This window comes from Mesorhizobium sp. P160219 (assembly GCF_057786095.1).
The window spans coordinates 5,480,820-5,507,509 of record NZ_JBYNWG010000001.1; the positions used below are offsets into that span (position 1 = coordinate 5,480,820).

Below are 26,690 nucleotides of genomic sequence, written 5' to 3' on the forward strand. Positions count from 1 at the left end.
GGAGGGCTGAGGTGACCGAAACTTCGAAGAAGGCATCAGGCGACACCCGCCGCCCGCGCGTCATGCCCGATGTGACCAAGGCGCTTGCCTCAGACATCTTTTCCGGACGCTATCCCGCCGGCTCGTCCCTGCCGACCGAAAACGAACTCGGCGTCGAATATGGCGTCAGCCGCACCGTCATCCGCGAGGCGCTGAAGGTGCTGGCCGCCAAGGGGCTGGTGCTGTCGCGACCGCGCATCGGCACGGTTGTATGTGAACAGGACAACTGGAACATCATCGACCCGCAGGTGCTGGCCTGGCACGCGCCGCATGCGCTGGACGACAAATTGTTCGACGCCATCCTCGAAACGCGCCGCGCCATCGAACCTCTGGTAGCTGAACTGGCGGCGACTCGTGCGACGCTGCAGGAGATCGCCGATCTCGAAGCCGCATGGCGCGGCATGGCCAATGCCGGCGAGGATCTCGCCGCCTTCTCGCGCTCGGACATCACCTTCCACCAGATCGTCTATGCCGCGAGCCACAACCCGATCTTCCGCCAGATCGGCAATCTGATCGACACCGGGCTGAAATTCTCGCTCGAAGCAACGGCGACCATTTCGCTCGCCCGGCGCATGGAAGCGGTGGCGGCGCACCGTGAGGTGGTCGAGGCGCTGCGCATGCGCGATGCCGCGGCGGCGCGTGCGGCGGCAGGCCGGATCCTCGACCTTGCGGCGCGCGACCTGGTCAGCGCCAAGAAACTCAAGAACAACTGAGACCAGCATGAAAATCATCTCGCTCACCACCTACATCGTCCCGCCGCGCTGGCTGTTTCTGAAGATCGAGACTGATGCCGGCGTCACCGGCTGGGGCGAGCCTGTGGTCGAAGGCCGTGCGCTGACGGTCGAGGCAGCGGTCAAGGAACTTGGCGATTATCTGATCGGCAAGGACCCGCGCCTGATCGAGGACCATTGGACGGTGATGCATCGCGGCGGCTTCTACCGCGGCGGGCCGATCCTGATGAGCGCCATTGCCGGCATCGACCAGGCGCTGTGGGACATCAAGGGCAAGGCGCTCGGCGTGCCTGTGCACGAACTGCTCGGCGGCAAGCTGCGCGACAGCATCAAGGTCTATTCCTGGATCGGCGGCGACCGGCCGGCGGAAGTGGCTGCGGGCGCCAGGGAAGTGGTTTCGCGCGGTTTTCAGGCGCTGAAGATGAATGGCACCGAGGAACTGCAGATCGTCGACAGCCATGACAGAATAGATGCGGCTGTCGAACGAGTCGCCATGGTGCGCGAGGCCGTTGGGTCCAACATTGGCATCGCCGTCGATTTCCACGGCCGCGTGCATCGGCCGATGGCGCGCATGCTGGTCAAGGAGCTCGAACCCTACCGGCTGATGTTCATCGAGGAGCCGGTGCTCAGCGAAAACCGCGAGGCGCTGAAGGAGATCGCAGCGCTGGGCTCGACGCCGATCGCGCTCGGCGAGCGTCTTTACAGCCGCTGGGATTTCAAGTCGGTGTTCGAGCAAGGCGCCGTCGATATCATCCAGCCGGACCTGTCGCATGCCGGCGGCATCACCGAATGCCGCAAGATCGCGGCGATGGCCGAGGCCTATGACATTGCGGTGGCGCCACACTGCCCGCTCGGGCCGATCGCGCTTGCCGCCTGCCTGCAGCTCGATGCCGTCAGCTACAACTGCTTCATCCAGGAACAGAGCCTCGGCATCCACTACAACGCCGCAAACGATTTGCTCGACTATGCCGCCAACAAGGACGTCTTCCGCTACGAGGATGGCTATGTCGCAATCCCCGATGGTCCCGGCCTCGGCGTCGAAATCGACGAGGACTACGTCAAGGAACGCGCCAAGGAAGGCCACCGCTGGCGCAACCCGGTCTGGCGTCACAAGGACGGCTCCTTCGCCGAGTGGTAGCTCGGCCGACCTTGCGGCCAGGCCTTCAGGACCTCGGGTTCGATTTCGCGGTGGCGCCAGCGTAACGCAGGCCTCTGATGGGCCGCAGCGCCGAGCACCAGCGCATGGGAACCGTCGGCGCCGGCAAGCCGCAACTCGCTGACCGCCTGGGTTGCCGCAAGCGATCGAAAGCAGTCGCTATCCATGGAACATGGCGGATGTCCTGTTCTCATCGACCTTTTCTTGGCCCGCCAGCCGCGTCACCTGCCCGCGGCGTGCCGGCCTGCGTTCCTGCCGGAGAAGATGCAGCTGCCGAGAAATGTCCCTTCCAGCGCATTGTAGCCGTGATAGCCGCCGCCACCGCCGCCGGCCACCTCGCCTGCCGCATAGAGCCCGGCAATGGGTTCGCCATTGCCGTCGAGAACCTGCGAATTGAGATTGGTGTGCAGGCCGCCAAGCGTTTTGCGCGTCAGGATGTTGAGGCGCACCGCGATCAGCGGCCCGTGCCTGGGATCGAGTATCTTGTGCGGCTTGGTCACCCGGAAGATCTTGTCGCCAATGTAGTTGCGGGCGCCGCGGACGGCTGTGACCTGCGCATCCTTGGTATAGGCATGGTCGACCTCGCGATCGCGCGCCACGATCTGCGCCTTGAGCCGGTCGTAGTCGAGCAGATTGTCGCCCGACAGCGCGTTCATGCCGGCGACCAAGTCGGCCAGGTTGTCGCGGACGACGAAGTCCTCGCCCTTTTCCAGGAACGCTGCCACCGATGGTGGCGCCTTGCCGCCGCGCCGGTTCTTCAGCACGGCCCGCCAATCCTTGGCCGTAAAGTCTAGGTTTTGCTCCGAACCCGACAGCACGAACTCCTTCGAAGCGATCGTCTTGCTCAGCACGAACCAGGAATAATCGTGTCCCGTCGACAGGATACGCTTCAAGGTGCCGAGCGAATCGAAGCTCGGGAAGAACGGCGCCTCCATGCGTTGTCCCAGAGCATCGAACCATAGCGGCGACGGCGCCGACAGGATGCGGATGCCGTGGTTCGGCCAGATCGGATTCCAGTTCTTGATCCCCTCGACATAGTGCCACATGCGGTCGGCGTTGATGACGGCCCCGCCGGCGTCCTGGGTGATCGCCACCATGCGGCCGTCGACATGGTGCGGCACGCCGGCAACCATACGCTTCGGCGCTGGCCCCAGCCGCCGGACCGGCCAGACCTTGCGAACCAACTCATGATTGCCGCCGATGCCGCCGGAGGTGACGATCACGACACCGGCCGAAAGGTCGAAATCGCCGACGGCCGTGCGGCTCGACTGCTTGCCGCGCTCGACATCGGATGCCTCCAGGATTTCGCCCGCGACGCCGGTGACCGCGCCGTTGGTCTTGATCAGCCGGCTGACCTGATGACGGAATTTCAAAGTGATCAGCCCTTTGGCGACGTGCTCGCGCACGCGCCTTTCGAACGGCGCGACCACGCCCGGCCCAGTGCCCCATGTCAGGTGGAAGCGCGGCACTGAATTGCCGTGGCCATTGGCCAGCGCGCCGCCGCGCTCGGCCCAGCCGACCACCGGCCACCAGCGCATGCCCATGGCGTAGAGCCACGGCCGCATCTCGCCGGCGGCGAAATCGACATAGGCTTCCGCCACTTTCCTTGGCCAATGGTCCTCGGGCCGGTCGAACTGGGCAGAACCCAGCCAATCCTGCCAGGCGAGGTCGCGGCTGTCCTTGATGCGCAGGCGGCGCTGCTCGGGCGTGTTGACCAAAAACAGGCCGCCGAGCGACCAGAATGCCTGGCCGCCGAGAAAACCGCCACCCTCTTGCTCGACGATGATCACGCGCTTTCCGGCATCGCCGAGTTCCGCGGCTGCGGCCAGGCCGGCCAGCCCGCCGCCAACGATGATTGCGTCCGCGTCAGCCATTGTCGTAGCTCCTGTGCCGGCTTTTGTTTTCGAGATCGGATGCTCGTTGCTAGCCGCGCAGCGCGTTCCAGATAATGCGCGGCAGCTTCAGGAGGCTCGGCTGGTAGTTGAACTCGGTGATCAGGCGGCCGACCATGTGTGCCCTTTTGTGGGTCAGGAACCAGGCCGGCTTCGGCATGATGCGGAACGGCGCTTCGAGCACGCTGCGTTCCGGTCTGTCGAACAAATAGGTGTTGTGGACGACGCCGATGCCGCTCTGCACGTCGTCGAGCGTGTGGCCAGGGAAAGCACCCCAGGTCGGGCGCAGCAGCGCGAACAGAACGCCGCTCCAGGAATTGATGCCGATGCCGCCATAGCGCAGTTCGGCAATGATTTCCTCGAAGCGCTGCCGGCCGATCTCGGCGATCGTCCTGGGATGGATGAGGATGTTGGCGGCAAGCGTGCCGTGCAGCTTTTCATTGGCGTAGGCGACAGCGGCGCGCAGATAGGATTCCGCATTGCCCGCCGGCAGCCGCATGACGCTGAGCGCCGGCGCGAACACCTCGGCATTTTCGAGATAGGTATCCGTGCCCGGCCGGAACGGCACCACCACGCAGGCCGGCCCGCCGGGCCGCTCGAATTTCTGTACGCTGTCGGCATGCGCCTCGAAGGCGGCGAGGCGCTCGGTCGCGCCGGGATAATAGGCCGGGCGCGACGGGGCTTTCTGCATCACCTTTTCGAGTGCTGCCAAAAGCGCATCGGATTTGCCCCAGCCTTCGGGCAACACGAGCATTTGGCAGGCGATGCAGTTGAAACCGGAATTGTTGAGCTTTTGGGTAGCGATCAGTTCGGCGTGGTAGGCGATATCGGCATCCGACCACGCACCGGGCACCACGATGGTGGGTGCCACGCCGCCAAGCTCCGAGGTGATACGCCGGCTGTTGCGTGGCGTGCCCGCCGCCTTGTTCTTGCGGCCCTCCTCGCCAGGCCCCCAGACGATCGCGTCATGCGAGGCGGCGGCACCGGTGATGTGGATGTCGTCGACGAGATCGTGGTTGCACAGATACGCGCCGACATCGGCGCCACCGCGCACGATGCGCAGCGCACCGAATTCGATCAGCGGCCGCAGCGCCGGCCGCAGGAAATCGATCAGATAGTCGTTGACTAGGTTCATCTTGAGCAGAACCACCTGGTGCTCGACCAAAAGCTTGTGCAGGCAGTCGAGCGGCGCGATCGAGGCGACGTTGCCGGCGCCGAGCACGAGGCCGATCTTGCCCTTGCGGCTGGTGCGCGGCGCGTCATAGGCCGAGGCGGTGTTTGCGGCGAGGTTCGCCTTGGTCACGCCGGGCTGCATCCAGATCTCGGCCTTCAGCCCGGTGAACAGCACCTTGTCCCAGAGCGAATTCGGAACCACCGTCACAGCCACCTGTCCGTTGGGCAAGGTGCGAACCGGCAGACTGTCAAGGAACTTCTTGCCCTCCATCAGGCTCAGCGTGTGGATGAACTGGTTGCAGCCATCCATCAGCGCCGCCGGGCCAGCCAGCCATTCCTCACCTTCCAGCGGCGAGCCGGTCGGGATGCCCTTCTTGCGCGTCGCGGTTTTGACCCACGCCTCGGCGACCTCGCGGATGTGATCCTTGACCTGCCGCAGCAAGGCGATCCGCTCGCCATTCGAGGTCTGCGCCCAGTCGTCCTTCCTGGCGTCGAGATCGGTGAGCGCGAGGTCGAGTTCGGCTGCCCATTCAGGCTGCACGGGCTGGGTTTTGACTGCCTTGGCAACCATCCTATCCTCCTCCACTTCGATCTCTTTGTTTGACGCAATTCCTGTGGGAAACCGCTTCACACTTTTCCTGGAATTGCTCTACGAAAACGGCAGTGCGGCCCATTGCTCGACGAATTTCCCGCCGGAATAGACCTGGATCGAACCGAACTGCTGTAGCACGAATTCGCTCTGCGTCGGACGCAGGAAGGCGTAGTCGTCAGGCCCGACATTGACGTTGTCGGGCAGCGCCATGAATTGCTGATTGGTCGAAAAGCCGAACGTCTTGTCGGTCTTCATCCCCACGGGATGGACGGGCTTCGCCATCCATTTTCCGCCATAGAGAAAACAGCCGCGCCGCGGCAACAGCCCGAGCTTCTGCAGCAGCCAGGAGCGCTGGTCGAGGCCCGGCGCCTGGACATCGACCACTTTCAGGATCGGCGTCGCGATGAATGCGGCAGACCGCAATTGGCTGAGGCTCGGCACATCGAAATCGGTCGGCAGCATAAAAGCCGATCCGATGGACAATTCATTGGCGCCGACCCAGCTGTCATAGAGCAATGCGGTGCTGCTGCCGCCAAGATTGAGGATCTTGCGCTGGTCGGCGGCAAGGCAAGCGACATACTGGCGAAACAGGCTGATCGCCTTGACGCGCGCCTTGGCCGGTCCTCCCAGCAGTTTTGGGATATGGCCGATATGCGCCTCGTAGGCCATGACGCCTTCGCATTTCAGCCGCGGGTAATTCGCCAACGCGGAAACTGCCCGGGCCAGTGAGTCGGGATCGCTGATACCGCCGCGATGAAGGCCGACATCGACCTCGAAGCAGACGCGCAGCTCGCGGTCGAGCTCGGCGGCAAGCGAGCCATAGGCGGCCAGCCGCTCCTCGGTATCGATCAGCCAGACGATGCGCGACGTAGCTTCGCCGAGCCCGGCGAGAACGCCCTTCGTCAGCGCGTGCCTGGCGCCGGCAACCGGCATCGGCTTGCCCAACAGGAGATCGACTTGGGGAAACACTTTCAGCATCTCGGCGCTGATCGGCAGATGAAAGGTCATCAGCCTGTCGGTCGCAAACGCCGCGCGGATATAGTCGATCAGCGGCAGGCATGGCAGCGACTTGTCGACGAGGCGCAGATCGAGGCCCGTGGCGAACTTCGCCTTGATCGCAGCGATGTTGTGATCGAGCCGGTCGAGATCGAGCACCAGGCAAGGCTGAAAGATCCCGGCTGCCCTGAGCGCGCCCGACATTTCCGCGAAATAGGTGTCGGTCAAGCTCATGCCGCGACGCCGAGCAGCCTGGCAATATAGGGCGACACGAAGCGGTTGTCCGGGTCCATCTCGCGGCGGACCGCCATCGCATCGTTCCAGCGCGGATAGAGCGCGCTCAATTCCCTTGATGTCAGGCTGTGCATCTTGCCCCAATGCGGGCGGCCGCCGCGCTTCCTGAAGATCGGCTCGGCGGCGTTGAAGAACGCCATCGGATCGCGCTCGACGCCGTGATGGATGGCGATGGAACAGGTTGGGCGCTTGTAGAAGGGGCTGAGCCAGACATTGTCGGGCGCGACGACGCGCACCTCCATCGGAAAATAGACCTCTGGAAACCGCGTCTCGAGCAGCGCAATGATTTCGCTGAGTGCGGGCGCCCCTTCCTCGAACGGCAGGTGGTATTCCATCTCGTTGAACTTGACGTTGCGCTCGGAGGTGAAGACCTTCAGCCACTCCTCGACATAATCCTCGGCCGGCACCTTGGCGAAGGCCGAGCCGATGAGACGGCGGCGCAGCCAAGGGAGCCAGCTGAGATAGTCGCGCAGTTTTCTCAGCGTCGTCACCGCATCGTCGTCTTCCGTCGGCGGACGCACCGTCGCCGGCGCCTCGGTGATGTCGCTGGCAATCAGCAGCGCCTGGCCGGAAAACGGCACATAGTAGAACTCGGCCGAACGATGCGCCGTCATGGTGCTTTCGAATTGCGCAAGCACATCGGCAATCGGCGCCGTCCAGCGGCGGTGCCGCATCCGGTAACTCGCCACGTTGCGGATCGTCACTTCGGTGACGGCGCCGAAAGCGCCGAGCGAAGCGCCCATGGCTTCGATCATGTCGGGGCTCTTGGCACGGTCGAACTCTTTCACGGCGCCACGCCCGTCGACGATCTGCATCGCCTCGAGCTGGGTATGGTAAGCGCCGAGCGTGATGCCCGAGCCGTGGGTGGCGGTGCCCAGCGCCCCGCCGAACGCCTGCTTGTCGATGTCGCCCATGTTCGGCAGCGCCTGGCCGACGCCGTGCAACAGCTTTGCCAGCGCGCCGATCTTGGTGCCGGCGCCGACCCGTGCTGTCAGCCTTTCGGGATCGTGCGACGTCAGGCCCTCGAAGCGATCAAGCGACAGGATCGTCCCGTCATTCTTAACCAGAGGCGTGAAGGAATGGCCCGTGCCAGCGAATCGAACTGGTCCCGGCGCGTTGCGAATGGCACCACTCAGCTCATCGAGACTCTGCGGTTCGGCAAAAGCCTGCGGCGTGGCCGTGACATAGCCCGACCAATTGCTCCACTGGCTGATAGCCTCTCCCAAAATTGCCTCCCTGGGACGCCGGCTTTGCCGGTCTTTCTCCTAGCGCTGAATAATATGATACATACTCAGCTTTTCGGATATGATACATTGTCAGCTTTCTGTCAACCTGGCAATCGGAGGTGTCTTGTGTGGTCCCGTGTTCAAGTGCATGGCTTTCGCCATGATTGTTCGCATTCCGATAGTGAGATTATCTCTAGGCAATTAAAAGGACAAACAAGGACACAAATATAATTAAAACAATCTGCTTAAATCTCACCACAAGAGCTTTGCGCTCATCCCGTTTTATTCTGATTTTTGTTTCATGTTCGTCATACTTTATATATCCATAAAACATGCAGCATGCTAACAAAACCAAAAAAATACCTCTCCTACCATGGCTTTCTCGGAAGTCACTGCTGCCAAACGCAACCACCCATCCGCCAATTCCGTAAATAACCAATGTTGAAGTGAATAAAACGAAAAGCATCGAGAAAACGTATAGATTCTTTAACGCATTCCGACGACCGTCGTTCCCATCCATCACTACAGTTCCTTTGCTTGCACGAACGTAAATCAATACTGCATTATTCATGATTCATACTTGATTTCCGAGTACCCCTCTAGCTCACCTCGGGGCAACGGAACTTCACTACACAATAGCACGCCGCCAGGTCGTGGGGCGAACGGCTAGGTTCCTCGTCCGTCAGCGAGCCGCGCGCCGTACTAAGGGCCGTGCAAATCCATGAGGGCAACCGGCTGTATCACGAGCCTCACCGCGACCGGGCGATCGTGATCGAGCGTGGTATCTGATTGTCATCGGACGACATTCCGCGCCGGCCGCATTATCTACAGCGACGCACGCTGAGCCGGCGTCGGCATTGAACGCAGTTCGTTGCCCCTTCAAGCCAGCCCAAACGTTTCCACGGCCCGCATGATGCCGCGCAATTCGGCCAAACCCTTCAGGCGGCCGATCAGCGAGTAGCCGGGATTGATCCTTGTCTTGCCGATATCGTCGGCGAGCAGGTGGCCATGGTCCGGCCGCATCGGGATTTGCCAGTCGGCGCGGCCTTCCTTGCGGCGGCGCGCCTCCTCCTTCATCAGCGCCAGGATGACATGCGCCATGTCGGTGCCGCCTTCGAGATGCTCGGCCTCGTAGAACGAGCCGTCATCCTCGATGGTGATGTTGCGCAGATGGGCGAAGTGGATGCGGTCGCCGAATTCCTTGACCATGGCGACGATGTCGTTGTCGGCGCGCGTGCCGTAGGACCCGGTGCAGAACGTCAGCCCATTGGCCTGGCTGTCGACGGCATTGAGAATGAAACGCGCATCCTCGGCGGTCGAAACGACGCGCGGCAGGCCGTAGAGCGAAAACGGCGGATCGTCGGGGTGGATACACATGCGCACCCCCTCCTCTTCCGCCACCGGAATGATCTCGCGCAGGAACCACGCGAGGTTGCCGCGCAACTCCTTCGGCCCGATTCCGTCATAGTCCGCAAGCGCCTCGCGAAAACTGTCGCGGTCATACTTGCGCTCTGTAGCCGGCAGGCCGGCGATCAGATTGCGCTCGATCTGGTCCATCTTCTCTGGCGACAATTCCTTCAGCCGCGCTTCCGCTTGCGCAATACGCGCCGGCGTATAGCTGTCAGCACCGTTCTTGCGCTTCAGCACGAACAGATCGTAGGCGGCGAAATCAACGGCATCAAAACGCAGGGCGTAGCCTGTCGTCGGCAGACGGTAGGCTAGATCGGTGCGGGTCCAGTCCACCACCGGCATGAAATTGTAGCAGATCGTGGCGATGCCGGCCCTGGCCAGCGCGCGGATCGAATCGCGGTAATAGCCGGCATAGCGCTCGCGTTCCTGCGCGCCGATCTTGAAGGAATTATGGACCGGAATGCTCTCGACGACCGACCAGGTCAGTCCTGCTTCCTGGATAATGCGCTTGCGCTCCAGCACTTCGGCCTCAGGCCACGCCCGGCCGTCATAGATATGGTGGAGCGCCGAGACCACGCCGGTGGCGCCCGCCTGCTTGACATGATCGAGCGTCACCGGATCATCGGGCCCATACCAGCGCCAGCATTGTTCCATTTCGGCTTTCCTTCTGCGACAGGTTGGCAACTTATTGTTGGACCCCGATGGGAGTCGATAGAAAATGGAGGAGTTTTTAGAAATGACGGATTTCGACGGCAAGGTCGCCCTGGTGACCGGGACGACCGGAATCGGCCTGGCAACCGCCACACGCCTTGCGGCCGGTGGCGCCGCAATCATCGCCTGCGGCATCGACCGCGCCGCCAACGCGGCGATGAAAGCGCAACTAGAAAGTGCTGGTGCCGCGGTGCTGGTCATCGACACCGATGTGTCCGTCTCCGATCAGGTGCGCGACGCGGTCGCGGCTGGCGTCGCGAAGTTCGGCGGCCTGGATGTCATCGTCAATTCAGCCGCCGTCCATCCCTATGGCACGGCGACGACCACCGACTGGGAAACCTGGAACCGAACGATGACGGTCAATGTCGGCTCGATCTACCTGACCGCGCATTTCGGCATTCCGGAAATGATCAAGCGCGGAGGCGGCGCCATCGTCAACGTCGCCTCGGTGCAGGGCTTTGCCTGCCAGCAGAACGTCGCCGCCTATGCCACGACCAAGGGCGCCATCCACACGCTGACGCGCTCGCTGGCGCTCGACTACGCGGCATCAGGCATCCGCGTCAATTCGGTCAGCCCGGGCTCGATCCGCACGCCGATCCTGGAGAAGGCTGCGCGCGGTGACGGCGGCAGCGATGCCGATGTCGAAGAGGCCTACAAGCGCTTCGGTGCGGCGCATCCGCTCGGCCGCATCGGCGAACCGGAGGAAGTGGCGGAACTCATCGCCTTCCTTTGCTCGTCGAAGGCCGGCTTCTGCACCGGCGCGGACTACAGGATTGATGGCGGACTGACCGCCGGCATCGGCGTCAGATAGAGCACTGATCGTGCTCTGCACGCTTGCCGGCGATCTCGAGCGCTATGTACCGCCTCTATAGCTTCCACGTCCGCCTGGCATTGCCCGAAAGCAGCTTCGCCCGTTCGTCGGGACTGGCTCCCGCGATCAGCGCATGCGTCGCTGTCACCCAGGTCGCAAGGCCACCGCCAAGCGTGCACACCGGCCAGTCGCTGCCCCACACGACGCGGTCCCAGCCGAAGCAGCCGATCGTGTGCTCGACATAGGGGCGCAAGGTCTCGACGGTCCATGAGCCGGCATCGGCATAGGCGACGACACCGGAGATCTTGCCGATGACATTGGGACGCCGCGCGATCTCGGTCATATGCTCGCGCCACGGATGTTCCGCACTGGCCTTGATGTCGGGCACGCCGCAATGGTCGAGCACGAACTGCACATCCGGCGCCAGATCGGCGAGCGCAACCGCCCTTGGAATCTGATGCGGCAGGACGACGAGGTCGAAGGTCAGGCCGGTGCCGGCAAGCCGCTTGATGTTTTCGCGAAACAGCGCGCTGTCCGAAAGCTCGTCCGGCATGACATGCAGCACGCGGCGGAACCCCTTGACGAAGGGATCGGCCTGCTGGCGCCCGAGATAGGCGGCGAAGCCGGCCTCCTCCGGGCGGCAGGAGGCGATCGCCCCGCGCAACAGACTGCCCTTCTCCAGCGACTGCGCCTTCACATGGCTGGTCTCGGCCTGGATGTCGGCTTCATCGACGTCGACCTCCATATGCAGCGCGGCCTCGATACCGGCGCGGCGGGCCTGGATCGCATATTCTGCGTGCGGGAAATCGCGGTTGAGCGCCGGCTCGCGGCTGAGCCAGGGATAGCGCAGCGCCGACAGGTCGATCAGGTGCAGATGAGTGTCGATGATCATGGCTGTCCTCCTCGGTGATTTCAGATCATCGCCAAATGCCTAAACCCAGCGCATGACACAAGCTTTGGCTCAGGCCCGCTTCGGGATCTCTTTGTCCTCGAGCAGCAGCGTCAGCCCCATGGCGACGAAATAGAGCGCCGCCACCCAGATGAACATCACGTTGAAGCCACTGGAGTAATGGTCGAGCACCACTTCGCGGATCGCGCCCGGCAGGCTCGATGCGAGGTGCGGCGTCAACCCGTTCAGGCCACCCGGCAGCAGGGCGGCGGCGTCTGCAGGAAGCTCGGCTGTCTGCCGGTTCAGCGCCCAGATCATCACCGCGCCGTTCAGCGCCAGACCCAGCGATGCTCCGAGCGTCCGCGCCTGGGTGATCAGCGACGTCACCGCGCCGATATCCTGCAGCGGTGCCGCCGCCTGGATCGCCACGATCAGCACCTGGAACTGCAGGCCCATGCTGATGCCGAACACAGCCATCATCGTTGCCAGCACCCAGATCGGCGTGTGCTGGTTGGTGAGGACAAAGCCCAGCATCAGAAACCCGCCAATACCCATGGCGACCACCGGCATCCATTTGTAGCGTCCGGTTGCGGCAATTACCCGCCCGGCGACGATCGAGATGACCATCGATGTCAGCGACGCCGGCAGGAACAGGAAGCCGACTTCGGCCGGGCTGAGACCCGTCAGCGTCTGCATGTAGAGGGCGAAATAGAAGAACATGCCCAGCGTCACCGTTCCGGCGACCAGCGACACGCCCGAGACGATGCTGACCGTCGAATTGCCGAACAGCCGCAACGGCACGATCGGCTCTTCGGCCCGGCGCTCCACCATGATGAACAAGGTGATGGCGACCAGCGCGAGGAGTGGCAATACGAAGGTGAGCAGGTCCGGCCCGCTGGGGTCGAGCACGTGATAGCCCCAATAAACGACCGCCGTTGTGCCGATGGCGAGCAGCGCGCCGCCGAGATAGTCGATGCGGTGCCGTTTTTCGTTGAACCGGCTGCGCATGGCGAAGGCCAGCACCGCCAGCACGATGATGCCTATCGGCAGATTGACCAGGAACACCCAGCGCCAGCCGAACAGGCTGGTGATGTAGCCGCCGGCCAACGGGCCGAGCACTGATGACAGCGCGAACACCGCCGAACTGTAGCCCTGATATTTCGCGCGGTCGCGCGGTGAAAACAGTTCGCCGATCATGGCGAAGGCCGAAACCATCAACCCACCCCCGCCGATACCCTGCAGCACGCGCGCGGCGATCAAGCTCTCCATCGACCATGCCATGCCGCAGACCAGCGAGCCCAGCAGGAACAGGCCGATCGCCGTCAGCACGACATTCTTGCGGCCATACATGTCGCCAAGCTTGCCGTAGAATGGCGAGACCGCGGCGGTCGAGAGCAGGTAGGCGGCACCGACCCAGCCGAACAAATGCAGATTGCCGAGTTCGCCGGCAATGGTGGGCAAGGCGGTGACGACGATCTGCATGTCGATGGTTGCCATGAACATGGCGATCAGCGCGCCGAAATAGACGATCAAGGTCGTAAGGTCGGGCCTGACTTGGGCCTCAACGGGCCGCGCGTCCGGCAGCGTCTGCTCGACAGTCATCGGTGTCTCCGTAGCTTGGGGCGCGATTTATGTGCCCACAGCCGAGAGGTGTCAAATAGGCGAAAACGCCATGCCTGGAGGCATTCCGTCCGGCTAACGGGAAGAGCCTTAGCGGACGTGCAGCCGTGGATGATGGTCGTCGCGACCAGTTCCGCGGGGTCGCGTGCAATCGGGTCGACGATGCTGTCGATGAAGGCAGTGTGATCGAGCGCCAGCGTCGTCAGATTGTGGCTCTCCACCGTGAACACCTGGCCTCGGTGCGCATGGTCACCGACATCTCGGGCAACACTGTCGAAGGCAATAGCTACGCCACATACGGCGAAAGCCTCAACACCGGCTTCCATACCCAAAAGGGCTATATCGGCGAGCGCTTCGATGCCGAGACCGGGCTGCTGTATCTCAATGCCAGGTACATGGATCCGGTGCTTGGACGGTTCATCTCGCCGGATGACTGGGATCCGACTAAGGAAGGCGTTGGCACCAACAGATATGCTTACGCATGCAATGATCCGATCAATAGGGGGGACAATAATGGCCACATAGCACCCCTCATTTGGGCTGCTGCGATCCTCGGTGCATATTTCATGAGTGTCGAGCCTGCAAATGCTCCTGCACCAACGGATACGGCTAAAAGTGTCAGCGGTGGCCAATTGATAGCAAACATGGCAATGGGAGCTGCCACACCACTACTTGCGGCAAAAGCACCATTTTTGACAATGTCAGCGGCGGCAAGGTGGCCACGTGCTTTCCGAATTGGCTGCCGCTGAAACAGGCCTTTTTGCACCAGGAGCAGCCACGGTTGCTGGAGTAGGAGCAACAGCCGCTGCAACAAGTGTTGCTTCGCTTCGAGGGGGGGGTTACTCACGAAGCCGAACGGCTAGCGCAGTTAGGTCTTACCAAGAACAATGCCGGTTGGAGGCCAAACCAAGCTGATTTCGACAGCGCGGCGTTCAAAGTCATTGTGGGAGACGCAAAGTTTAGCCGGGGCGGATTGCCAAAGGGAACGATCTTTGACGGCATGAAGGTTGGAAATTTCGAGATCAAGGGAGGGCTTAGCATGCTGGATTCGACCTACCAACTTAGGCTCCAAACGTATCGATCGCTGAAAACGAACATGCCTCTTACGATCGAGACGACGCGGCCCATCAACCCTACCTTCCAGAACTGGCTAAACCGGTGGGGTGTTTTGGTTCCGAGACAGAAGTGATAGGCATGCGAAGGGATGGGCTGTGGAATTTATGATGACGAAGTGGCATGTTGCGAGGGGCGCGCGCGCCGATGCCGAAATAAATAATAAAATCTTTCTGATCAAAAACGTCTCTGAAATGAGGGCAACTTATCAGGTCAGACTTCTCCTTTATCGAGCTGTGCAGGAAGGTACGCGGTTGGTTTTAGACCTTCCAAAAGAATGCAAGTTGAGCGCCAATTTGAAGGCCTTGGCTAAAGAGCATCGCCGTAATTTTGAAATCACGAGGACCTGATGGGACTATATCTAGCTGTCTTTGATGGCGATGAGGAGCTGGATGGGGTTGAGGTAGGCTCGTATGCTGACTTCGAAACGTTCCGCTCTAAGGTTGCGACGCACGTAGAACAGGGCGTCGCAGGATCGCGGTGTCCAACACTGATGGTTCATTCTGACAGTGACGGACAATGGTCGCCCGAAGAGGCAGCTCTATTGCAAGCGGAGCTATTGTTGATCACCGATAGCTTCTTGAAGCTGCCCCCTGAGCCTCTTGGGGATGGTTGGAAACCAGAAGTAGCCCAGATGTTTGGGCTTCGGCCGAACAGCCTTTATGACTGTTTTTTTGATGTAGACGGCGAGCCTCTCTTGGACCGTCTAATTGGCTTGGCTCAACTGAGTACGCAGCGGAATCTTCCGATTTTGTTCCAATGAGGATGAGAGCCCGGATGACGACTTCAACCTTAACTGGCGAGGCACCCCGGTCCGCCGCAGGCAGACCGATCTGGCTTTCAGCCGTAACTTGAAGCCACCGCTTTTCAGGCGGTGGAGCATTAACTCGATCCCGCTGGTGCTCAATGCGCTGACCGACGCGCTCTCGGTTCTGCAGGAGAAACCCAACCCCCGGTCGCACCCACCCCCCACCACCAACCCTGTGGATAGACTCCAAATCCCCCCATCAATCCAAGCACTCAACCTCAGGACGTCCTAAACTAAGGCCCTTGGGGAATCGGGTGTATGTCAATCGGGTCAAGCAATCGCGTCGTATTGTGCCTGTTGCTTGCACTTGCCGGCTGCAATTCCACGCCGGGCAAGGACTTTTTCACCGAGACTATCGACAGCCTGCACGCCAAGAACTCGCCCTTGCGGGCGGGATACACCGGACCATCCACCGTCACCTCGGCCGCGAGCGCCGGGCAGCGCTTCAACGGCGCGCAGTATCAGGGGTCCGGCCAGTTCGTCTCGTCCAGCGCCCCCGTCACCCAGGTAACGACTGACGGCTCGGGCCAGTTCGAGCTCAACCTGGTCAGTGCGCCGATCGCCGATGCGGCCAAGGCGGTGCTGGGTGACGCGCTGCACCTCAACTACATCGTCGACCCGCGCGTGCAGGGCACGGTGACGCTGCAGACCTCGCAGCCGGTGTCGAAGGATGCACTGGTCGACATACTGGAATCAGCACTTGCGGTGAATGGCGCGGGCATCACCAAGCGCGCCGGCACCTACCAGGTCGTGCCGCTGTCCGAGATCATGTCCAACACACCGCCGGTCAGCGTGCCCTCGGTGTCGCCTTCGGGGCCCGGCGTCAAGGTGCAGGTGCTGCAGCTGCAATATATCGCCGCCGACGAGATGAAGACCATTCTCGAGCCGATCACCCGCCAGGGCTCGGTGCTGCGGGTCGATTCCACCCGCAACCTGATCACCGTCGCCGGCAATGACAGCGACCTCAATGCCATCCGCGAGGCGGTGTCGGTGTTCGATGTCGACTGGATGCGCGGCATGTCGGTGGCGCTGCATCCGCTGAAGACCTCGAAGCCGGAAGCCGTCGCCGCGGAACTCGATTCCATCTTCGGCACCAAGGACGGGCCGGGCGCCAAGCTCATCCAGTTCATCCCCAACGACCGGCTGAATTCGGTGCTGGTGATCACCTCGCGCCCGGCCTATCTCGCGCGCGCCGCCAGCTGGATCAACAAGCTCGACAGGCTGGCGGAGTCCAACGAGGACCAGCTCTTCGTCTACCAGATACAGAACCGCCCGGCCAAGGAACTGGCCGCTGTGCTGAGCTCGGTTCTCGGCACCTCGGTCAAGACCGAGGGCGGCGCGGACGGCTCGAACGTGTCGCCCGACCAGACGCCGATCGCCATGCAGTCGGACGGCATTACCCCGGTGCCGTTGACCGGGCCGTCGCCTTCGATGCCGCAGCAGGACGGACAGCCGCCCGCCCACGCCACCGTCGTCGCCGACATCGAAAACAACGCGCTGCTGATCCAGACCACGGCGCGCGACTATGAGCGCATCGAGCAGATCCTGACCAAGGTCGACATCTTGCCGACGCAGGTCATGCTGGAAGCGGTCATTGCCGAAGTCACGCTCAACGACGAGCTGAAATACGGCCTGCGCTGGTTCTTCGAGAATGGCGGCACGAAGGTATCGGTGACCGACGTGGCCAAGGCGGCTGCCGCCGCCACTTTGCCGGGTTTCAACTGGAGTTATGCCACCGACAACATACAGGTGACGCTGAATGCGCTGTCCTCGATCACCGATGTCAACGTCATTTCGGCGCCGACCATCATGGCGCTGAACAACCAGAAGGCGATCTTGCAGGTCGGCGACCAGGTGCCGATCCTGACCCAGCAATCGCAGGATACCGGCAGCGGCACGGCGCCGATCATCAACTCGGTGCAGATGAAGGACACCGGCGTCATCCTGACGGTGACGCCGCGCATCAACAATGCGGGCCGGGTGATGCTCGACATTCAGCAGGAGGTCAGCAACGTTGCCGAGACGAAGAGCTCCGGCATCGATTCACCGACCATACAGCAGCGCAAGATCCAGACCCGCGTGCTGGTCAATGACGGCGAAAGCCTGGCGCTGGGCGGCCTCATCCAGCAGAACAACAGTGTCGGCCGCACGCAGGTGCCAATTCTCGGCGACATCCCCATTATCGGCAACGCGTTCAAACAGAAAAACGACAAGATTGTGCGTACCGAACTGATCATCTTCATCCGGCCGCATGTCGTGCGCGACATCAACGAGGCCCGCGAAGTGACCGACGAATTCCGCGGCAAGATTAGCCTGCAGACGCCGATCCAGAAACGCCGCGGCGGCACCAAGCTGCAGCAGGATTTGAAGAGGCTGGCCTATTGATCGCGGCTGCGCACCCATCGCTCCTGCTGGCTGCCACGTTCGCCCTGGCGGCAATTCTCGCCGCCATTTCGATCGCCGATTTCCGCCGCCAGATCATCCCGGACGGGTTGAACCTGGCGCTGGCCGCCGTCGGCCTAGGCTATCAGGTGGCGGCAGCCGGGGCGGACGGCCTGCCGTTGCATCTCCTGTTTGCCGCAGCGACCTTCGCCGCCGCCTGGCTGCTGCGGCGCGGGCACTTCCTGATGACCGGCCGGATCGGGCTTGGCCTCGGCGACGTCAAGATGCTGGCCGCCGCCGCATGCTGGATCGACCCGTTGCTTCTGCCGGTGTTGCTGTTCATCGCCAGCGCCACCGCGCTGCTGTTCGTTGGTGGCCAGGTGGTAGCGAGCGGTCCGGCAGCCGCGCGGGCCCGCATTGCCTTCGGCCCGTTTATCACCATCGGCCTCGGCGCCAGCTGGGTGCTGGAACAATTCGCCGGTTTGAACATGGGACTGCTCTGATGATCATGCTGCGCTTTAAGCAAGCTTCCGAAAAATCCGGCCGCGACACCAGCGAAAGCGGGTTCACGCTGGTCGAGCTTCTGGTCGTTCTCGCCATCATTGCCTTGATCGCGACGCTCGCCGCGCCTCAGGTGTTGCGCTATCTCGGCTCGGCGCGGACCAACGCCGCCAAGGCGCAGATCCGCAACATCGAAAGCGCGCTCGAACTCTATTATGTCGACAACGCGAAATACCCGACCGACGAAGAAGGGCTCGCCGCCCTGGTCACACAGCCGGCCAGCGAAGCGCGCTGGAACGGCCCCTATCTCAAGGGCGGCCTGAAGGATCCCTGGGGCAAGCCCTATTCCTACGAGGTGAAGGCCGATGCGAGCGGCGTCGTCATCCGCACGCTTGGCAAGGACGGCAAGCCCGACGGCACCGGCGAGGACCAGGACATCACCAACTGATGCCCGCCAACTGAAGCGAGACGGGACGCGTTATGGGTCAGGCTCTTCAGCTCACCGGCGGCGGCACGGCGGTTGCCAGATCGAGGCGGGCAAAGCCCGTCGACGAGTAGGTCGCGCCGTCCCTCGCCACCGAGATGGTGAACCGCACGGCAGCAGGCAGACGCCGTGGAGCGGACCAGCTCGCCGACCATGACGGGACTTTGGCCGAGGCGTCGAGATATTCGAACCTTACCGCGCTGACGCCGGCGATCAGCAGCACCGGTTGGCCTCCAGTCGATTTGGCGGCATCGCTGCCGCGTCGGATTTTCTGCACGATGGACAGGTCACTTCCAAGCGAAACGGCGACCTCGCGCAAGGCTGAGGATTTGAAGCCGATGGCCTGAACGGCGTTGAACTCGATGCGCGCGCCGGTGCCGCTGAGATAAAGCACCATGTCGGGCGTCGACTGCGACAACGGCAGCGGCTCGGCGCTGCCGATCGCCGTTTCGAGAAACCGCGCCGCGGCATCGACCTCCATCTGCATCTCGGTCGTCTTCTGGATCCGCATCATGGTCCGCGCCTGTCCGAGAAAGACGATCATCAGCGCGGAGATCACGCCGATCATCGCCAGTCCGACCAGCACGTCGATCAGCGCGAAGCCTTCGACCGATGCCGATGATTTGGGGCGCCGGTCGGTCCCGAATATTTGCTTGAGAACACGCTGCCCGGATGGCCGGCCCCCACGACGCGCATGGGCTTGGACCAGCCGCCGGATCATTGCCGATCCTTCGCGGGCACGAAGGTCAGGAACGGCTGGCCGGCGCCGTTACTCCTGCCAATGACGACGGCAACCATCTTCGTCTTCGACACCACGATCGGGCGCGTCTGCAACTGCCAGCCGGATCGCCTGCTGTCCGTTCCGGCCTCGTACTCCGACAGCATGATGCGCGCGGCCCTCGCCGCTTCGATCTGCGCCTTGGCGATGGCGATGCTGCGGCTGGCCAGCACGATCGACTGGCTGGCGATGCCGAGCACCAGCGCCAGGATCGTCATGGCGACGATCATTTCCAGGATCGAAAACCCGTCTTCGGACGAAGGCTCTGTCACGGCAATGCCCGCCATGTCGGAAGTCCGGTCAGCCAGTTGACCGCAATGCGCGCGGTCCGCGCCTTTTGCTGCAGCGAAATATCCATGCCCGACGCGCTGCCGTCGGGCAGGAAAGTCAGCACCGTTTGCCGTCCGGCGACGACGGTCTCCTGGCCGGTAACGACCGTCAGTTTGACGTCATCCGGCAATGCGAAAACATCGCGCTCGCCAAAGCGAATGGTGCGGGCGCCGAGATCGACGAGGACCTCTCTCGGCCGCGCGGTGGCAATGGCCGAGGTGCGCGACAGGCGCAGCCGCATGGTGATCTCGCCGGCCAGCGTCTCCAGGCTCTTGCTGCGGTAGTGGCTGACCAGCCCGGGTGCGGCGATGGCCGCCATGAGCGCCATGATCGCCAGCACCACCAGCATTTCGACCAGGGTGAATCCGGCCTCCGCCTGCTGGCTGGCTTTCGCGGCGGCGGCGGTCATTGCAGCGCCAGATCGTTGATCGAGAGGATCGTGGTCATCACCGAAATGACCAGGCTGCCGACGAGGAAGCCAAGCGAAATCGTCAGCGCCGGCGTCAGCAGCTTCAGCACCGTGTCGATGCGCCGCGTCAGCGTCAGCTGCAGCATTTTCGCGGCGCGATCCAGCACCACCGGCAGCGCGTTCGCCTCCTCGCCGAGCGAGACCAGCGACATCGTCGCATGATCGAAAATCCCCGCCTTGACGACCGCGCCATGCAGGCGCGCGCCGTTGGCGACATTGTCCTCGATCGAGGCAAAGCTTGCCGCGAGCGAGCTTTGCCTCGACACATTGGCGGCGAGCCCAAGCGCCTCGGTCATCGCCACGCCATTGCCGAGCAGCAAGGCCAGCGTTTCAAGGTAGCGCGCGATGACGGCATCCCTGACCAGCGCGCCGATCAGCGGTATCTTCAACACCGCGTGCGAGAACTGTTTTCTGGCGCCGGCAGAGCGAGACAGCACGAGATAGGACAAAAGGCCGAGCACTGCCGCCAGCGGGAAGACGAAGGGGTAGTCGCGGAACACCGTGCCGAAGACCGACAGCATCTTCATGGTGAACGGCTTGGGCGCGGATGAGCCCTCGAAGATCGGCTCCAGCGCCGGCACCAGCACGGTCGCCAGAATGACCAGCGCCCCGCTCATCACCAAAAGCAGAAAGGCCGGATAGGCCAGTGCCTCGCCGATTGCCGCGCGGCGCTTGGCGGTGGCCTCGAACGTGTCGGCCAGCCGCTGGCAGATATAGGCCATCTTGCCGCTGCGCTCACCGCTGGCGAGAAGTGCCGCGACATCGGAGGTGATGCCCGGCAGGGCGGCAAAGGCCTCGGCGATCGGCCGCCCGCCCGTGGTGAGATCGAGCACCGATTGCAGCTGCTGGCGCCGTTGGCGGTTCGCCTCGCCGGCGATGACCGCGCCGAGGGCGCGGTCGACGGTGAAGCCGGCGTTGAGCAGCACCGACAGCTCGGAAAACAGCCGGCTGAGATCGACCTTCCGGGTAAAGGTCAGCGCGCTTCGCCCCGGCAGGCGCAACTGCGGTCTGTCGCTGCTTACCGGGGCGAGGTGATAGGAACGGCGCCCTTGCTGCGCCAGCTTGCGGGCGGCCTCCTGCTTGGTCGAGGCATCGAGGACGCCGCTCTCCGTGCTGCCGTCGACGAGATAGGCGCGATAGGCAAAGGCCGGCATCAGCCATCCCCCGCGAGATCGATGACGCGGCGGACCTCGTCCATCGTGGTAACCCCGGAGCGGGCAAGCGCTGTGGCATGGATCGACATCGGCACCAGATCGTCTTGCGCGGCTATGCGGCCGATCTCCATTTCGCCGGCGCCCTGGTCGATCAGTTCGGCAATGCGCGGCGAAACCTGCAGCATTTCGTAGGTCACCGTGCGGCCGCTATAGCCCGAGCCATTGCAGGTGCGGCAGGGCGAACCGGGCGGCTCAACGCCGTGGCAGGCCGGACAGACATGGCGCAGCAGCCGCTGCGCGATGACGCCGCGGATCGTCGCGCCCAGCAGGTAACCATCGATGCCCATGTCGCGCAGCCGTGTCAACGCGCCCGCCGCGCTGTTGGTGTGCAGCGTCGAGAACACCAGATGCCCGGTCAGTGCTGCCTGCACCGCGACCTGCGCCGTCTCGCGGTCGCGGATTTCGCCGAGCAGGATGATGTCGGGGTCCTGGCGCAGGATCGACCGCAGGGCCGCGGCAAAGTCGAGGTCGATCGCCGGATTGACCTGCAGCTGGGTGATCCCGGCCATGCGGTATTCCACCGGATCCTCGACGGTGAAGATCTTGACGTCGGGCCGCGACCGTTCGGCCAGGATCGAATAGAGCGTCGTCGTCTTGCCGCTGCCGGTCGGCCCGGTGACCAGCACGATGCCGTTGGCCGATTGCGACATGGAGCGGATCTTGGCTTGCGCGGCGCTGTCGAAGCCGAGCTTCTCCAGCTTCAGCTCGACCCCGGCGCGGTCGAGAATGCGCAGCACGATGGCTTCGCCATGGATGGACGGGATGATCGAGACGCGCAGGTCGATATCCCTGCCGCGCACGGCAATGCGCATGCGCCCGTCCTGCGGCAGGCGGCGCTCGGCAATGTTGAGCCGCGACAGGACTTTGATCCGCGTTGAGATGCCCGACAGCATCGCAATCGGGGCGGTGTCGACGGTGGACAGCATGCCGTCATGGCGGAAGCGGATGCGGACATGATCCTCGAGCGGCTCGATGTGAATGTCGGTGGCCCTGGCATCGACCGCCTTGTGGATGGTCTCGGCGACGAAGCGCACGATTGGCGCCTCGCGGGCGAAATCCTTCAGCCGTTCGAGATCGTCAGGACCGAAATCCATGATCCCGCCGGTAGCACCGCCATTGGAGACGGACGCCAGCGCCGATTGCTCGATGCGGTCGATGCATTCGGCGATCACGCGCCTCGGCAGAATGCGCAGCGCCAGCGTCCGCTCATAGTGGAAGGCAAGCGCATCGATGGTTGCCGACGAGAACGGATCGGCGACGGCGACAACCAGCCGCTCGGCGTCCATCTGCAAGGGCAGGATGGCGTTCTCGCGGAGATAGGCGAGCGGCACGCCGGCCAACATTTCGGCGCTGATCTGTTCGGGGACATCCACCGGCGTCGGCGCTTCAAGGTAACTGCTGAGGCTGTTGGCAAGCTCCTGCTCGCCGATCAGTCCGAGTTCAGTCATCACCGTATCGAACGGATGGCCGGATGTTCGCGACGCCCCCAATGCGCGCTGCGCGGCATGCGCGGTCAGTACCTTCTCGCCTTCGAGAAAGGTGAGGAACGCCTCGATCCCCTTGGCCTGGACGGAAGCGTTCATGCGGTCCACCTCGCCAGCAATTGCGCGGCCTCAGGGCCGAACAGCATCTCACAGCCGGCAGTGGCCGTGGACGGTGGCAGTGCGGCGGGGGAGCCGGCCGGGCTGCGCGAGACGCGTGAGAATGGCGACGAGCTGTGAGATTTCTCGATGATGAAGCCGGCCTCGCCTGTGATGCCGGAGCCGTCCTGCCTGACAACGATGTCAACCGTGTAGGCCGATACATCGCTCGCGCCCGCAACGACCGATGCGTCGGGGCCGCCGACGAGAACAGCGCGCAGCCGGCGCGGCGCCCGATCGGAGCTGACCGTGCCGCGCTTGGAGTTGACGGTGAAAATCCCCTGCAGGTTGCGCAGCGGGATTTGCGCAAGTGCAGAAAATTCCTGCAGCTCGGATACGGATTCGAACGGCGCCTGCTTGTCCTCGGGCGGCCCGACCGGGCTTCTGGCCTGGGGCAGGCCGGCGAACAATTTGGCGCTGTCGCGAAACCGGATCGCGGCCCTTGCCAGTTCGTCCGCCATCTGCTGCTCGAAGCCGAGCGCGGCGAAGCCCAGCCCGAGCAGGCGGTCGTCGGCGGCATTGAGATCGATCAGCCCGCCATGATCCTGGACGCGCAGGCCAAAGCTGTATTTTCCCGACCGGCACGCGGCTGGCGTGGAATCCAGCGGCAGCTTTTCAGTGACCTGGTCGCCGGTCAATTCGCTCGCCACCACATTGCCGAGACCCTCGGCAAGCAGCGACAGGCGCTCCTGCTCCAGCTCGTTGTTGGCAATCATCAGCCGCGTCCTGGCGGTGACCGCGAAGGGAACGACGATGGCCGAAACGATCAGCATGAACACCAGCACCGCGACCAGCGAAAAGCCGGCGCTGGTGCTATCTGCGTCTATGGCTGGGAGAGCTTTGCGTTTTAAGAATACCCCTACCCTTGGCCCCTTCCCGCAAGGGGAAGCAGGGCAATCGCATATGGCGTTCCCCCACTCCGTCTCGGCTTCGCCGAGCCACCTCTCCCCCACATTCGTGGGGGAAGAGGAAATGCCAATCGCCGAGGTCGCGGCCTTGAAACGCTTGGGTTTCCTCTCCCCCATGGACATGGGGGGTCCGAAGGACGGGCGAGACCCGTGGCTCGCCCCGGCAAGGTGGCCGCGCAGCGGACGGAGTGGGGGACTGGCACCACCAAATGCGATTGCCCTGCCTTTACTCTCAGCAAACATGCGCGCGCTCATAGTTCCGGCTCAGGTGGCGGCGGTGGCAGGGCTGGCGCTGGCGGGGGCGCCGGCGGCGGGTTCTGCCATGGCGGATGCAGCGGGATGCGCGCCACCTTGCCGTTCCGCTCCAGCACGGCCTGGTCCTTGTCGATCACTGAGACCGTCCAGCCATCGACGGTCTCGCCACTGGCATACCAGAGCGCTTCATCTTTGCCGGCGACGCGCAGCAGGGCTTTTCCCGCCCCGCCCTGAATGCTGATGCCCAGCAGCGATGGCGCGGCCACTGGCGCGACGTCCACCGGCGGAGGCGCCTGTTCGACGGGCGCCACTGCCACCTCCACCGGCAGCGGTGCTGGCGGCGGCGGCACGATTTTCCGCCGCATCGGCGTGAACAGCGGCCGCTGGAACGTCTCGCTGAAATCGCCGGCCTCGGGAAACTGCAGCGCGCCCGTCGCCGAAGCCGGGCCGCCATCATGCCCCTTGCCGGAGGCGATCGGCGTGATGTCGACCGGCGTGTTGTAGAGCGCGACATTGACCAGCACGAGAACCGCGATACCAGCTGCAACCGCCAGGCCCGCGAATTTCATGGCTTGACCCCGCCTGGCGGACTTTGCGTCTGCAGCGGGCCGTAAAACAGGATCTCGGCAGACAGCTCGGGGTCGCCGGCCCGCCCCGCGGCAGGGCTGACATCGGTGGTGCGCAACGTCGCCTCGCGGATGAACAGCACCGGCAGCGAGGTCTCTAAGGCGAGCACGGCGTTGTGGATGCCTTCCAACGGCCCCGCCAGATTGACCCGCAGCCCGATGAAATCGACGCCGCCTTCGCTCAGCACCGGGGCATTGCCGGCCGACAGCACGCTCACCCCATTGGCGGCGGCGATCGCGTTCAGCCGCTTCTGCAGGCCGCCGCGAATGACCGCTTCGCTCTCGCCGGTGAGGAATTCGGGACTTGCCGTAGCCTCCGGGCTGGCGTCGCTGTCGAGGCGCTTGGCCAGCGCTGCCACATTTTGCAGCTGGCCGAGCAGCGCGCGCTTTTCCTCGATCCCGGCCCGCGCCGAAGCGACGCTGTCGAACGCCGCGAACACCAGCCAGGCGCAGAGACACGCCGCCACCACTGCCAGCGCCAGCGCGATCAGGCGGCGGAGCGGCGGGCTGGTGTTGAGGATGGCGGAGAGCATCAGAGCGCTCCGATCTTGGCCGAAATGGTGAAATGTTCGCCGTCCTGTCCGGGCACCTTGACCACGGGCGAAGCGAATTCAGGCGCCGAAAACAGCGGCGAGGCATCGATCGGCTGGATCAGTTCGGCGGCGGAAGTGGAAAAGCCGGTGATAACAAGGTCGTCGCCTTTGGCCGAGAGATCGGTGAGCCAGGCCGTGTCGGGAAGCAGATGCGTGAGTTCGGCCCAGACCCGCACCAGCGACGCCGTGGTCTTCTTTTCCTGGCGGATTTTCTCGACCCGCTCGATGCCGGCCTGGCGCTTCTGCAGCGAGGCGCGGGCCGTTTTTGCCAGCACCTGCGCATCGGCAATCTGCGTGTCGAGTTCGCCATCGGCCTGCCATATCAGCCAGTGCGCATGGACGAAGGTGATGAGCAGGGCTGCGGCCAGCGCCGAACACGCCGCGATCCAGGCGCTGCGCTTCCGCCGGTCGCGCGCCGTCGGCGGCCAGATGGCGGCCAGGCTGAGCGGATCGGCGCGCAACGTGTCTTCGGGCTGCGCCAGCGACAGGCCGCGCACCGAACCGCCGGCGCGGCGCACCGCGTCCAGCACCGGGACAAGAGTCTTGCCCTTGACGACATGGTAGGTGCTGTCCTGCCCGGCAGGCCTGGCCCCGGCATCCCTGGCAAACACGACATGCACCTGCGCCGGGTCGAGCGGTGTCGCGGCCAGCAGGTCGAGCTCCGCCATGTCGCACGCCTGTCGAACCGGCAGAAGCCGCGGTGCCAGCTGCCTTGTCAGGTACAGGCCGGGCTGGACGACAATATCGAAGCGCGGCCGCCTGACGCGCCGCCCACCCTGCAGTAGCGCCAGGATCTCGTCGGAAGAGGCAGTGAGGGCCAACGGGATCGACTGAAACTCCGGCGCGCCTGCCTCGCGTACGCGAATGCCGTCATCGGCCAGGCTGACGATCCAGTCGCCGGTGGAAACCTGCTTCGGCTTCGGCGAAAGCCGCGCCCAGGCCCCTCGCAGCTCCTCGAGCCACCAGTCCCGGAAATCCAGACATTGCGCGCCAAGTCCAGCCACGGCCCACCCCGCCCCAGCTGATTCTCGGCCGAGGTTTTTCAGCAT

Annotated in this window: 26 protein-coding genes; 9 read left to right on the top strand and 17 right to left on the bottom strand. The window is 63.5% G+C overall.

The features are described from left to right. Window positions 1-62 precede the first annotated feature (62 nt). A complete protein-coding gene (locus tag AC3EMP_RS26565; RefSeq protein ID WP_245259915.1) occupies window positions 63-752 on the top strand; it encodes a FadR/GntR family transcriptional regulator in 690 nt (229 codons plus the stop codon). Window positions 753-759: 7 nt separating this feature from the next. Next, the gene (dgoD, locus tag AC3EMP_RS26570) at window positions 760-1,908 is read left to right on the top strand and encodes a galactonate dehydratase (protein ID WP_023668116.1); all 1,149 of its coding nucleotides are present in this window, start codon (window positions 760-762) and stop codon (window positions 1,906-1,908) included. 239 nt (window positions 1,909-2,147) lie between these two features. On the opposite strand, the gene AC3EMP_RS26575 is transcribed toward dgoD, so the two are convergent. The 6 genes from AC3EMP_RS26575 to uxuA all read right to left on the bottom strand — a co-directional run bounded on the left by AC3EMP_RS26575 (window position 2,148) and on the right by uxuA (window position 10,163). Continuing rightward, window positions 2,148-3,800, bottom strand: a complete 1,653-nt coding sequence (locus tag AC3EMP_RS26575) for an FAD-binding dehydrogenase (RefSeq protein ID WP_023691361.1) — start codon at window positions 3,798-3,800, stop codon at window positions 2,148-2,150. Window positions 3,801-3,849: 49 nt separating this feature from the next. Further along, window positions 3,850-5,562, bottom strand: a complete 1,713-nt coding sequence (locus AC3EMP_RS26580) for an aldehyde dehydrogenase family protein (RefSeq protein WP_352538554.1) — start codon at window positions 5,560-5,562, stop codon at window positions 3,850-3,852. 78 nt (window positions 5,563-5,640) lie between these two features. Next, entirely contained in the window at window positions 5,641-6,813 is a 1,173-nt protein-coding gene (locus AC3EMP_RS26585; RefSeq protein ID WP_352538555.1) for an alanine racemase, read from the bottom strand. Next, window positions 6,810-8,099 (bottom strand): D-arabinono-1,4-lactone oxidase, encoded by a 1,290-nt coding sequence (locus AC3EMP_RS26590; RefSeq protein ID WP_352597086.1) that lies wholly within the window; start codon window positions 8,097-8,099, stop codon window positions 6,810-6,812. Before AC3EMP_RS26590 ends, AC3EMP_RS26585 begins: the two co-directional genes overlap by 4 nt. A gap of 193 nt (window positions 8,100-8,292) precedes the next feature. Further along, window positions 8,293-8,670, bottom strand: a complete 378-nt coding sequence (locus AC3EMP_RS26595) for a hypothetical protein (protein ID WP_352710847.1) — start codon at window positions 8,668-8,670, stop codon at window positions 8,293-8,295. Window positions 8,671-8,978: 308 nt separating this feature from the next. After that, window positions 8,979-10,163 (bottom strand): mannonate dehydratase, encoded by a 1,185-nt coding sequence (gene uxuA / locus AC3EMP_RS26600; protein WP_352710844.1) that lies wholly within the window; start codon window positions 10,161-10,163, stop codon window positions 8,979-8,981. 82 nt (window positions 10,164-10,245) lie between these two features. Between uxuA and AC3EMP_RS26605 the strand changes: the two genes are divergently transcribed. After that, the gene (locus AC3EMP_RS26605; RefSeq protein ID WP_023725471.1) at window positions 10,246-11,031 is read left to right on the top strand and encodes an SDR family NAD(P)-dependent oxidoreductase; all 786 of its coding nucleotides are present in this window, start codon (window positions 10,246-10,248) and stop codon (window positions 11,029-11,031) included. 55 nt (window positions 11,032-11,086) lie between these two features. Here AC3EMP_RS26605 and AC3EMP_RS26610 read toward each other — a convergent pair whose 3' ends face one another. Next, window positions 11,087-11,923, bottom strand: a complete 837-nt coding sequence (locus AC3EMP_RS26610; protein ID WP_286442641.1) for an amidohydrolase family protein — start codon at window positions 11,921-11,923, stop codon at window positions 11,087-11,089. A gap of 69 nt (window positions 11,924-11,992) precedes the next feature. Then, the gene (locus tag AC3EMP_RS26615; protein WP_352710841.1) at window positions 11,993-13,522 is read right to left on the bottom strand and encodes an MDR family MFS transporter; all 1,530 of its coding nucleotides are present in this window, start codon (window positions 13,520-13,522) and stop codon (window positions 11,993-11,995) included. A 125-nt stretch (window positions 13,523-13,647) separates the two neighbouring features. Between AC3EMP_RS26615 and AC3EMP_RS26620 the strand changes: the two genes are divergently transcribed. The 6 genes from AC3EMP_RS26620 (at window position 13,648) to gspG (ending at window position 18,792) form a co-directional block, all read left to right on the top strand. Then, a complete protein-coding gene (locus tag AC3EMP_RS26620) occupies window positions 13,648-14,289 on the top strand; it encodes an RHS repeat-associated core domain-containing protein (RefSeq protein ID WP_352497922.1) in 642 nt (213 codons plus the stop codon). Window positions 14,290-14,763: 474 nt separating this feature from the next. Continuing rightward, window positions 14,764-15,003 carry a hypothetical protein gene (locus AC3EMP_RS26625; RefSeq protein ID WP_023696274.1) on the top strand — a complete coding sequence of 80 codons (240 nt, stop codon included), beginning with the start codon at window positions 14,764-14,766 and terminating at the stop codon, window positions 15,001-15,003. Next, a complete protein-coding gene (locus AC3EMP_RS26630) occupies window positions 15,003-15,416 on the top strand; it encodes an Imm70 family immunity protein (RefSeq protein WP_023687886.1) in 414 nt (137 codons plus the stop codon). The genes AC3EMP_RS26625 and AC3EMP_RS26630 overlap by 1 nt, the downstream gene beginning before the upstream one ends. A gap of 303 nt (window positions 15,417-15,719) precedes the next feature. Next, complete coding sequence (gene gspD, locus AC3EMP_RS26635; RefSeq protein WP_023687885.1) at window positions 15,720-17,846, top strand: type II secretion system secretin GspD; 2,127 nt, start codon at window positions 15,720-15,722, stop codon at window positions 17,844-17,846. Then, the gene (locus tag AC3EMP_RS26640) at window positions 17,843-18,346 is read left to right on the top strand and encodes a prepilin peptidase (RefSeq protein ID WP_023687884.1); all 504 of its coding nucleotides are present in this window, start codon (window positions 17,843-17,845) and stop codon (window positions 18,344-18,346) included. Before gspD ends, AC3EMP_RS26640 begins: the two co-directional genes overlap by 4 nt. Beyond that, complete coding sequence (gene gspG / locus AC3EMP_RS26645; protein ID WP_023696276.1) at window positions 18,346-18,792, top strand: type II secretion system major pseudopilin GspG; 447 nt, start codon at window positions 18,346-18,348, stop codon at window positions 18,790-18,792. Before AC3EMP_RS26640 ends, gspG begins: the two co-directional genes overlap by 1 nt. A gap of 46 nt (window positions 18,793-18,838) precedes the next feature. Here the strand turns inward: gspG and AC3EMP_RS26650 are convergent, their stop codons facing one another. The 9 genes from AC3EMP_RS26650 to AC3EMP_RS26690 all read right to left on the bottom strand — a co-directional run bounded on the left by AC3EMP_RS26650 (window position 18,839) and on the right by AC3EMP_RS26690 (window position 26,645). Further along, on the bottom strand, window positions 18,839-19,549 hold the full coding sequence (locus AC3EMP_RS26650) for a type II secretion system protein GspJ (protein ID WP_352710836.1): 711 nt from the start codon (window positions 19,547-19,549) through the stop codon (window positions 18,839-18,841). Beyond that, the gene (locus AC3EMP_RS26655) at window positions 19,546-19,893 is read right to left on the bottom strand and encodes a PulJ/GspJ family protein (protein WP_023687881.1); all 348 of its coding nucleotides are present in this window, start codon (window positions 19,891-19,893) and stop codon (window positions 19,546-19,548) included. Before AC3EMP_RS26655 ends, AC3EMP_RS26650 begins: the two co-directional genes overlap by 4 nt. Further along, entirely contained in the window at window positions 19,875-20,345 is a 471-nt protein-coding gene (locus tag AC3EMP_RS26660; protein WP_023687880.1) for a prepilin-type N-terminal cleavage/methylation domain-containing protein, read from the bottom strand. The genes AC3EMP_RS26655 and AC3EMP_RS26660 overlap by 19 nt, the downstream gene beginning before the upstream one ends. Beyond that, the gene (locus AC3EMP_RS26665; RefSeq protein WP_352710833.1) at window positions 20,342-21,559 is read right to left on the bottom strand and encodes a type II secretion system F family protein; all 1,218 of its coding nucleotides are present in this window, start codon (window positions 21,557-21,559) and stop codon (window positions 20,342-20,344) included. Before AC3EMP_RS26665 ends, AC3EMP_RS26660 begins: the two co-directional genes overlap by 4 nt. Continuing rightward, window positions 21,559-23,202: a GspE/PulE family protein gene (locus tag AC3EMP_RS26670; protein WP_352710830.1), complete on the bottom strand. Its 1,644-nt coding sequence runs from the start codon at window positions 23,200-23,202 to the stop codon at window positions 21,559-21,561. The genes AC3EMP_RS26665 and AC3EMP_RS26670 overlap by 1 nt, the downstream gene beginning before the upstream one ends. Further along, window positions 23,199-24,032, bottom strand: a complete 834-nt coding sequence (locus AC3EMP_RS26675; RefSeq protein WP_352710828.1) for a hypothetical protein — start codon at window positions 24,030-24,032, stop codon at window positions 23,199-23,201. Before AC3EMP_RS26675 ends, AC3EMP_RS26670 begins: the two co-directional genes overlap by 4 nt. Before the next feature lie 386 nt (window positions 24,033-24,418). Further along, the gene (locus AC3EMP_RS26680) at window positions 24,419-24,991 is read right to left on the bottom strand and encodes a hypothetical protein (RefSeq protein ID WP_352710826.1); all 573 of its coding nucleotides are present in this window, start codon (window positions 24,989-24,991) and stop codon (window positions 24,419-24,421) included. Then, window positions 24,988-25,581, bottom strand: a complete 594-nt coding sequence (gene gspM, locus AC3EMP_RS26685) for a type II secretion system protein GspM (RefSeq protein ID WP_352710823.1) — start codon at window positions 25,579-25,581, stop codon at window positions 24,988-24,990. Before gspM ends, AC3EMP_RS26680 begins: the two co-directional genes overlap by 4 nt. Further along, window positions 25,581-26,645, bottom strand: a complete 1,065-nt coding sequence (locus AC3EMP_RS26690; protein WP_352710820.1) for a PilN domain-containing protein — start codon at window positions 26,643-26,645, stop codon at window positions 25,581-25,583. Before AC3EMP_RS26690 ends, gspM begins: the two co-directional genes overlap by 1 nt. Between the last annotated feature and the right edge of the window lie 45 nt (window positions 26,646-26,690).

Bases quoted from the DNA above. Each gene is read 5' to 3' on its own strand.
- AC3EMP_RS26565 (WP_245259915.1), top strand. From the start codon at position 63: ATGCCCGATGTGACCAAGGCGCTTGCCTCAGACATCTTTTCCGGACGC.
- dgoD (WP_023668116.1), top strand. From the start codon at position 760: ATGAAAATCATCTCGCTCACCACCTACATCGTCCCGCCGCGCTGGCTG.
- AC3EMP_RS26575 (WP_023691361.1), bottom strand. From the start codon at position 3,800: ATGGCTGACGCGGACGCAATCATCGTTGGCGGCGGGCTGGCCGGCCTG.
- AC3EMP_RS26580 (WP_352538554.1), bottom strand. From the start codon at position 5,562: ATGGTTGCCAAGGCAGTCAAAACCCAGCCCGTGCAGCCTGAATGGGCA.
- AC3EMP_RS26585 (WP_352538555.1), bottom strand. From the start codon at position 6,813: ATGAGCTTGACCGACACCTATTTCGCGGAAATGTCGGGCGCGCTCAGG.
- AC3EMP_RS26595 (WP_352710847.1), bottom strand. From the start codon at position 8,670: ATGAATAATGCAGTATTGATTTACGTTCGTGCAAGCAAAGGAACTGTA.
- uxuA (WP_352710844.1), bottom strand. From the start codon at position 10,163: ATGGAACAATGCTGGCGCTGGTATGGGCCCGATGATCCGGTGACGCTC.
- AC3EMP_RS26605 (WP_023725471.1), top strand. From the start codon at position 10,246: ATGACGGATTTCGACGGCAAGGTCGCCCTGGTGACCGGGACGACCGGA.
- AC3EMP_RS26610 (WP_286442641.1), bottom strand. From the start codon at position 11,923: ATGATCATCGACACTCATCTGCACCTGATCGACCTGTCGGCGCTGCGC.
- AC3EMP_RS26615 (WP_352710841.1), bottom strand. From the start codon at position 13,522: ATGACTGTCGAGCAGACGCTGCCGGACGCGCGGCCCGTTGAGGCCCAA.
- AC3EMP_RS26625 (WP_023696274.1), top strand. From the start codon at position 14,764: ATGACGAAGTGGCATGTTGCGAGGGGCGCGCGCGCCGATGCCGAAATA.
- AC3EMP_RS26630 (WP_023687886.1), top strand. From the start codon at position 15,003: ATGGGACTATATCTAGCTGTCTTTGATGGCGATGAGGAGCTGGATGGG.
- gspD (WP_023687885.1), top strand. From the start codon at position 15,720: ATGTCAATCGGGTCAAGCAATCGCGTCGTATTGTGCCTGTTGCTTGCA.
- gspG (WP_023696276.1), top strand. From the start codon at position 18,346: ATGATCATGCTGCGCTTTAAGCAAGCTTCCGAAAAATCCGGCCGCGAC.
- AC3EMP_RS26650 (WP_352710836.1), bottom strand. From the start codon at position 19,549: ATGATCCGGCGGCTGGTCCAAGCCCATGCGCGTCGTGGGGGCCGGCCA.
- AC3EMP_RS26655 (WP_023687881.1), bottom strand. From the start codon at position 19,893: ATGGCGGGCATTGCCGTGACAGAGCCTTCGTCCGAAGACGGGTTTTCG.
- AC3EMP_RS26660 (WP_023687880.1), bottom strand. From the start codon at position 20,345: ATGACCGCCGCCGCCGCGAAAGCCAGCCAGCAGGCGGAGGCCGGATTC.
- AC3EMP_RS26665 (WP_352710833.1), bottom strand. From the start codon at position 21,559: ATGCCGGCCTTTGCCTATCGCGCCTATCTCGTCGACGGCAGCACGGAG.
- AC3EMP_RS26670 (WP_352710830.1), bottom strand. From the start codon at position 23,202: ATGAACGCTTCCGTCCAGGCCAAGGGGATCGAGGCGTTCCTCACCTTT.
- AC3EMP_RS26675 (WP_352710828.1), bottom strand. From the start codon at position 24,032: ATGCTGATCGTTTCGGCCATCGTCGTTCCCTTCGCGGTCACCGCCAGG.
- AC3EMP_RS26680 (WP_352710826.1), bottom strand. From the start codon at position 24,991: ATGAAATTCGCGGGCCTGGCGGTTGCAGCTGGTATCGCGGTTCTCGTG.
- gspM (WP_352710823.1), bottom strand. From the start codon at position 25,581: ATGCTCTCCGCCATCCTCAACACCAGCCCGCCGCTCCGCCGCCTGATC.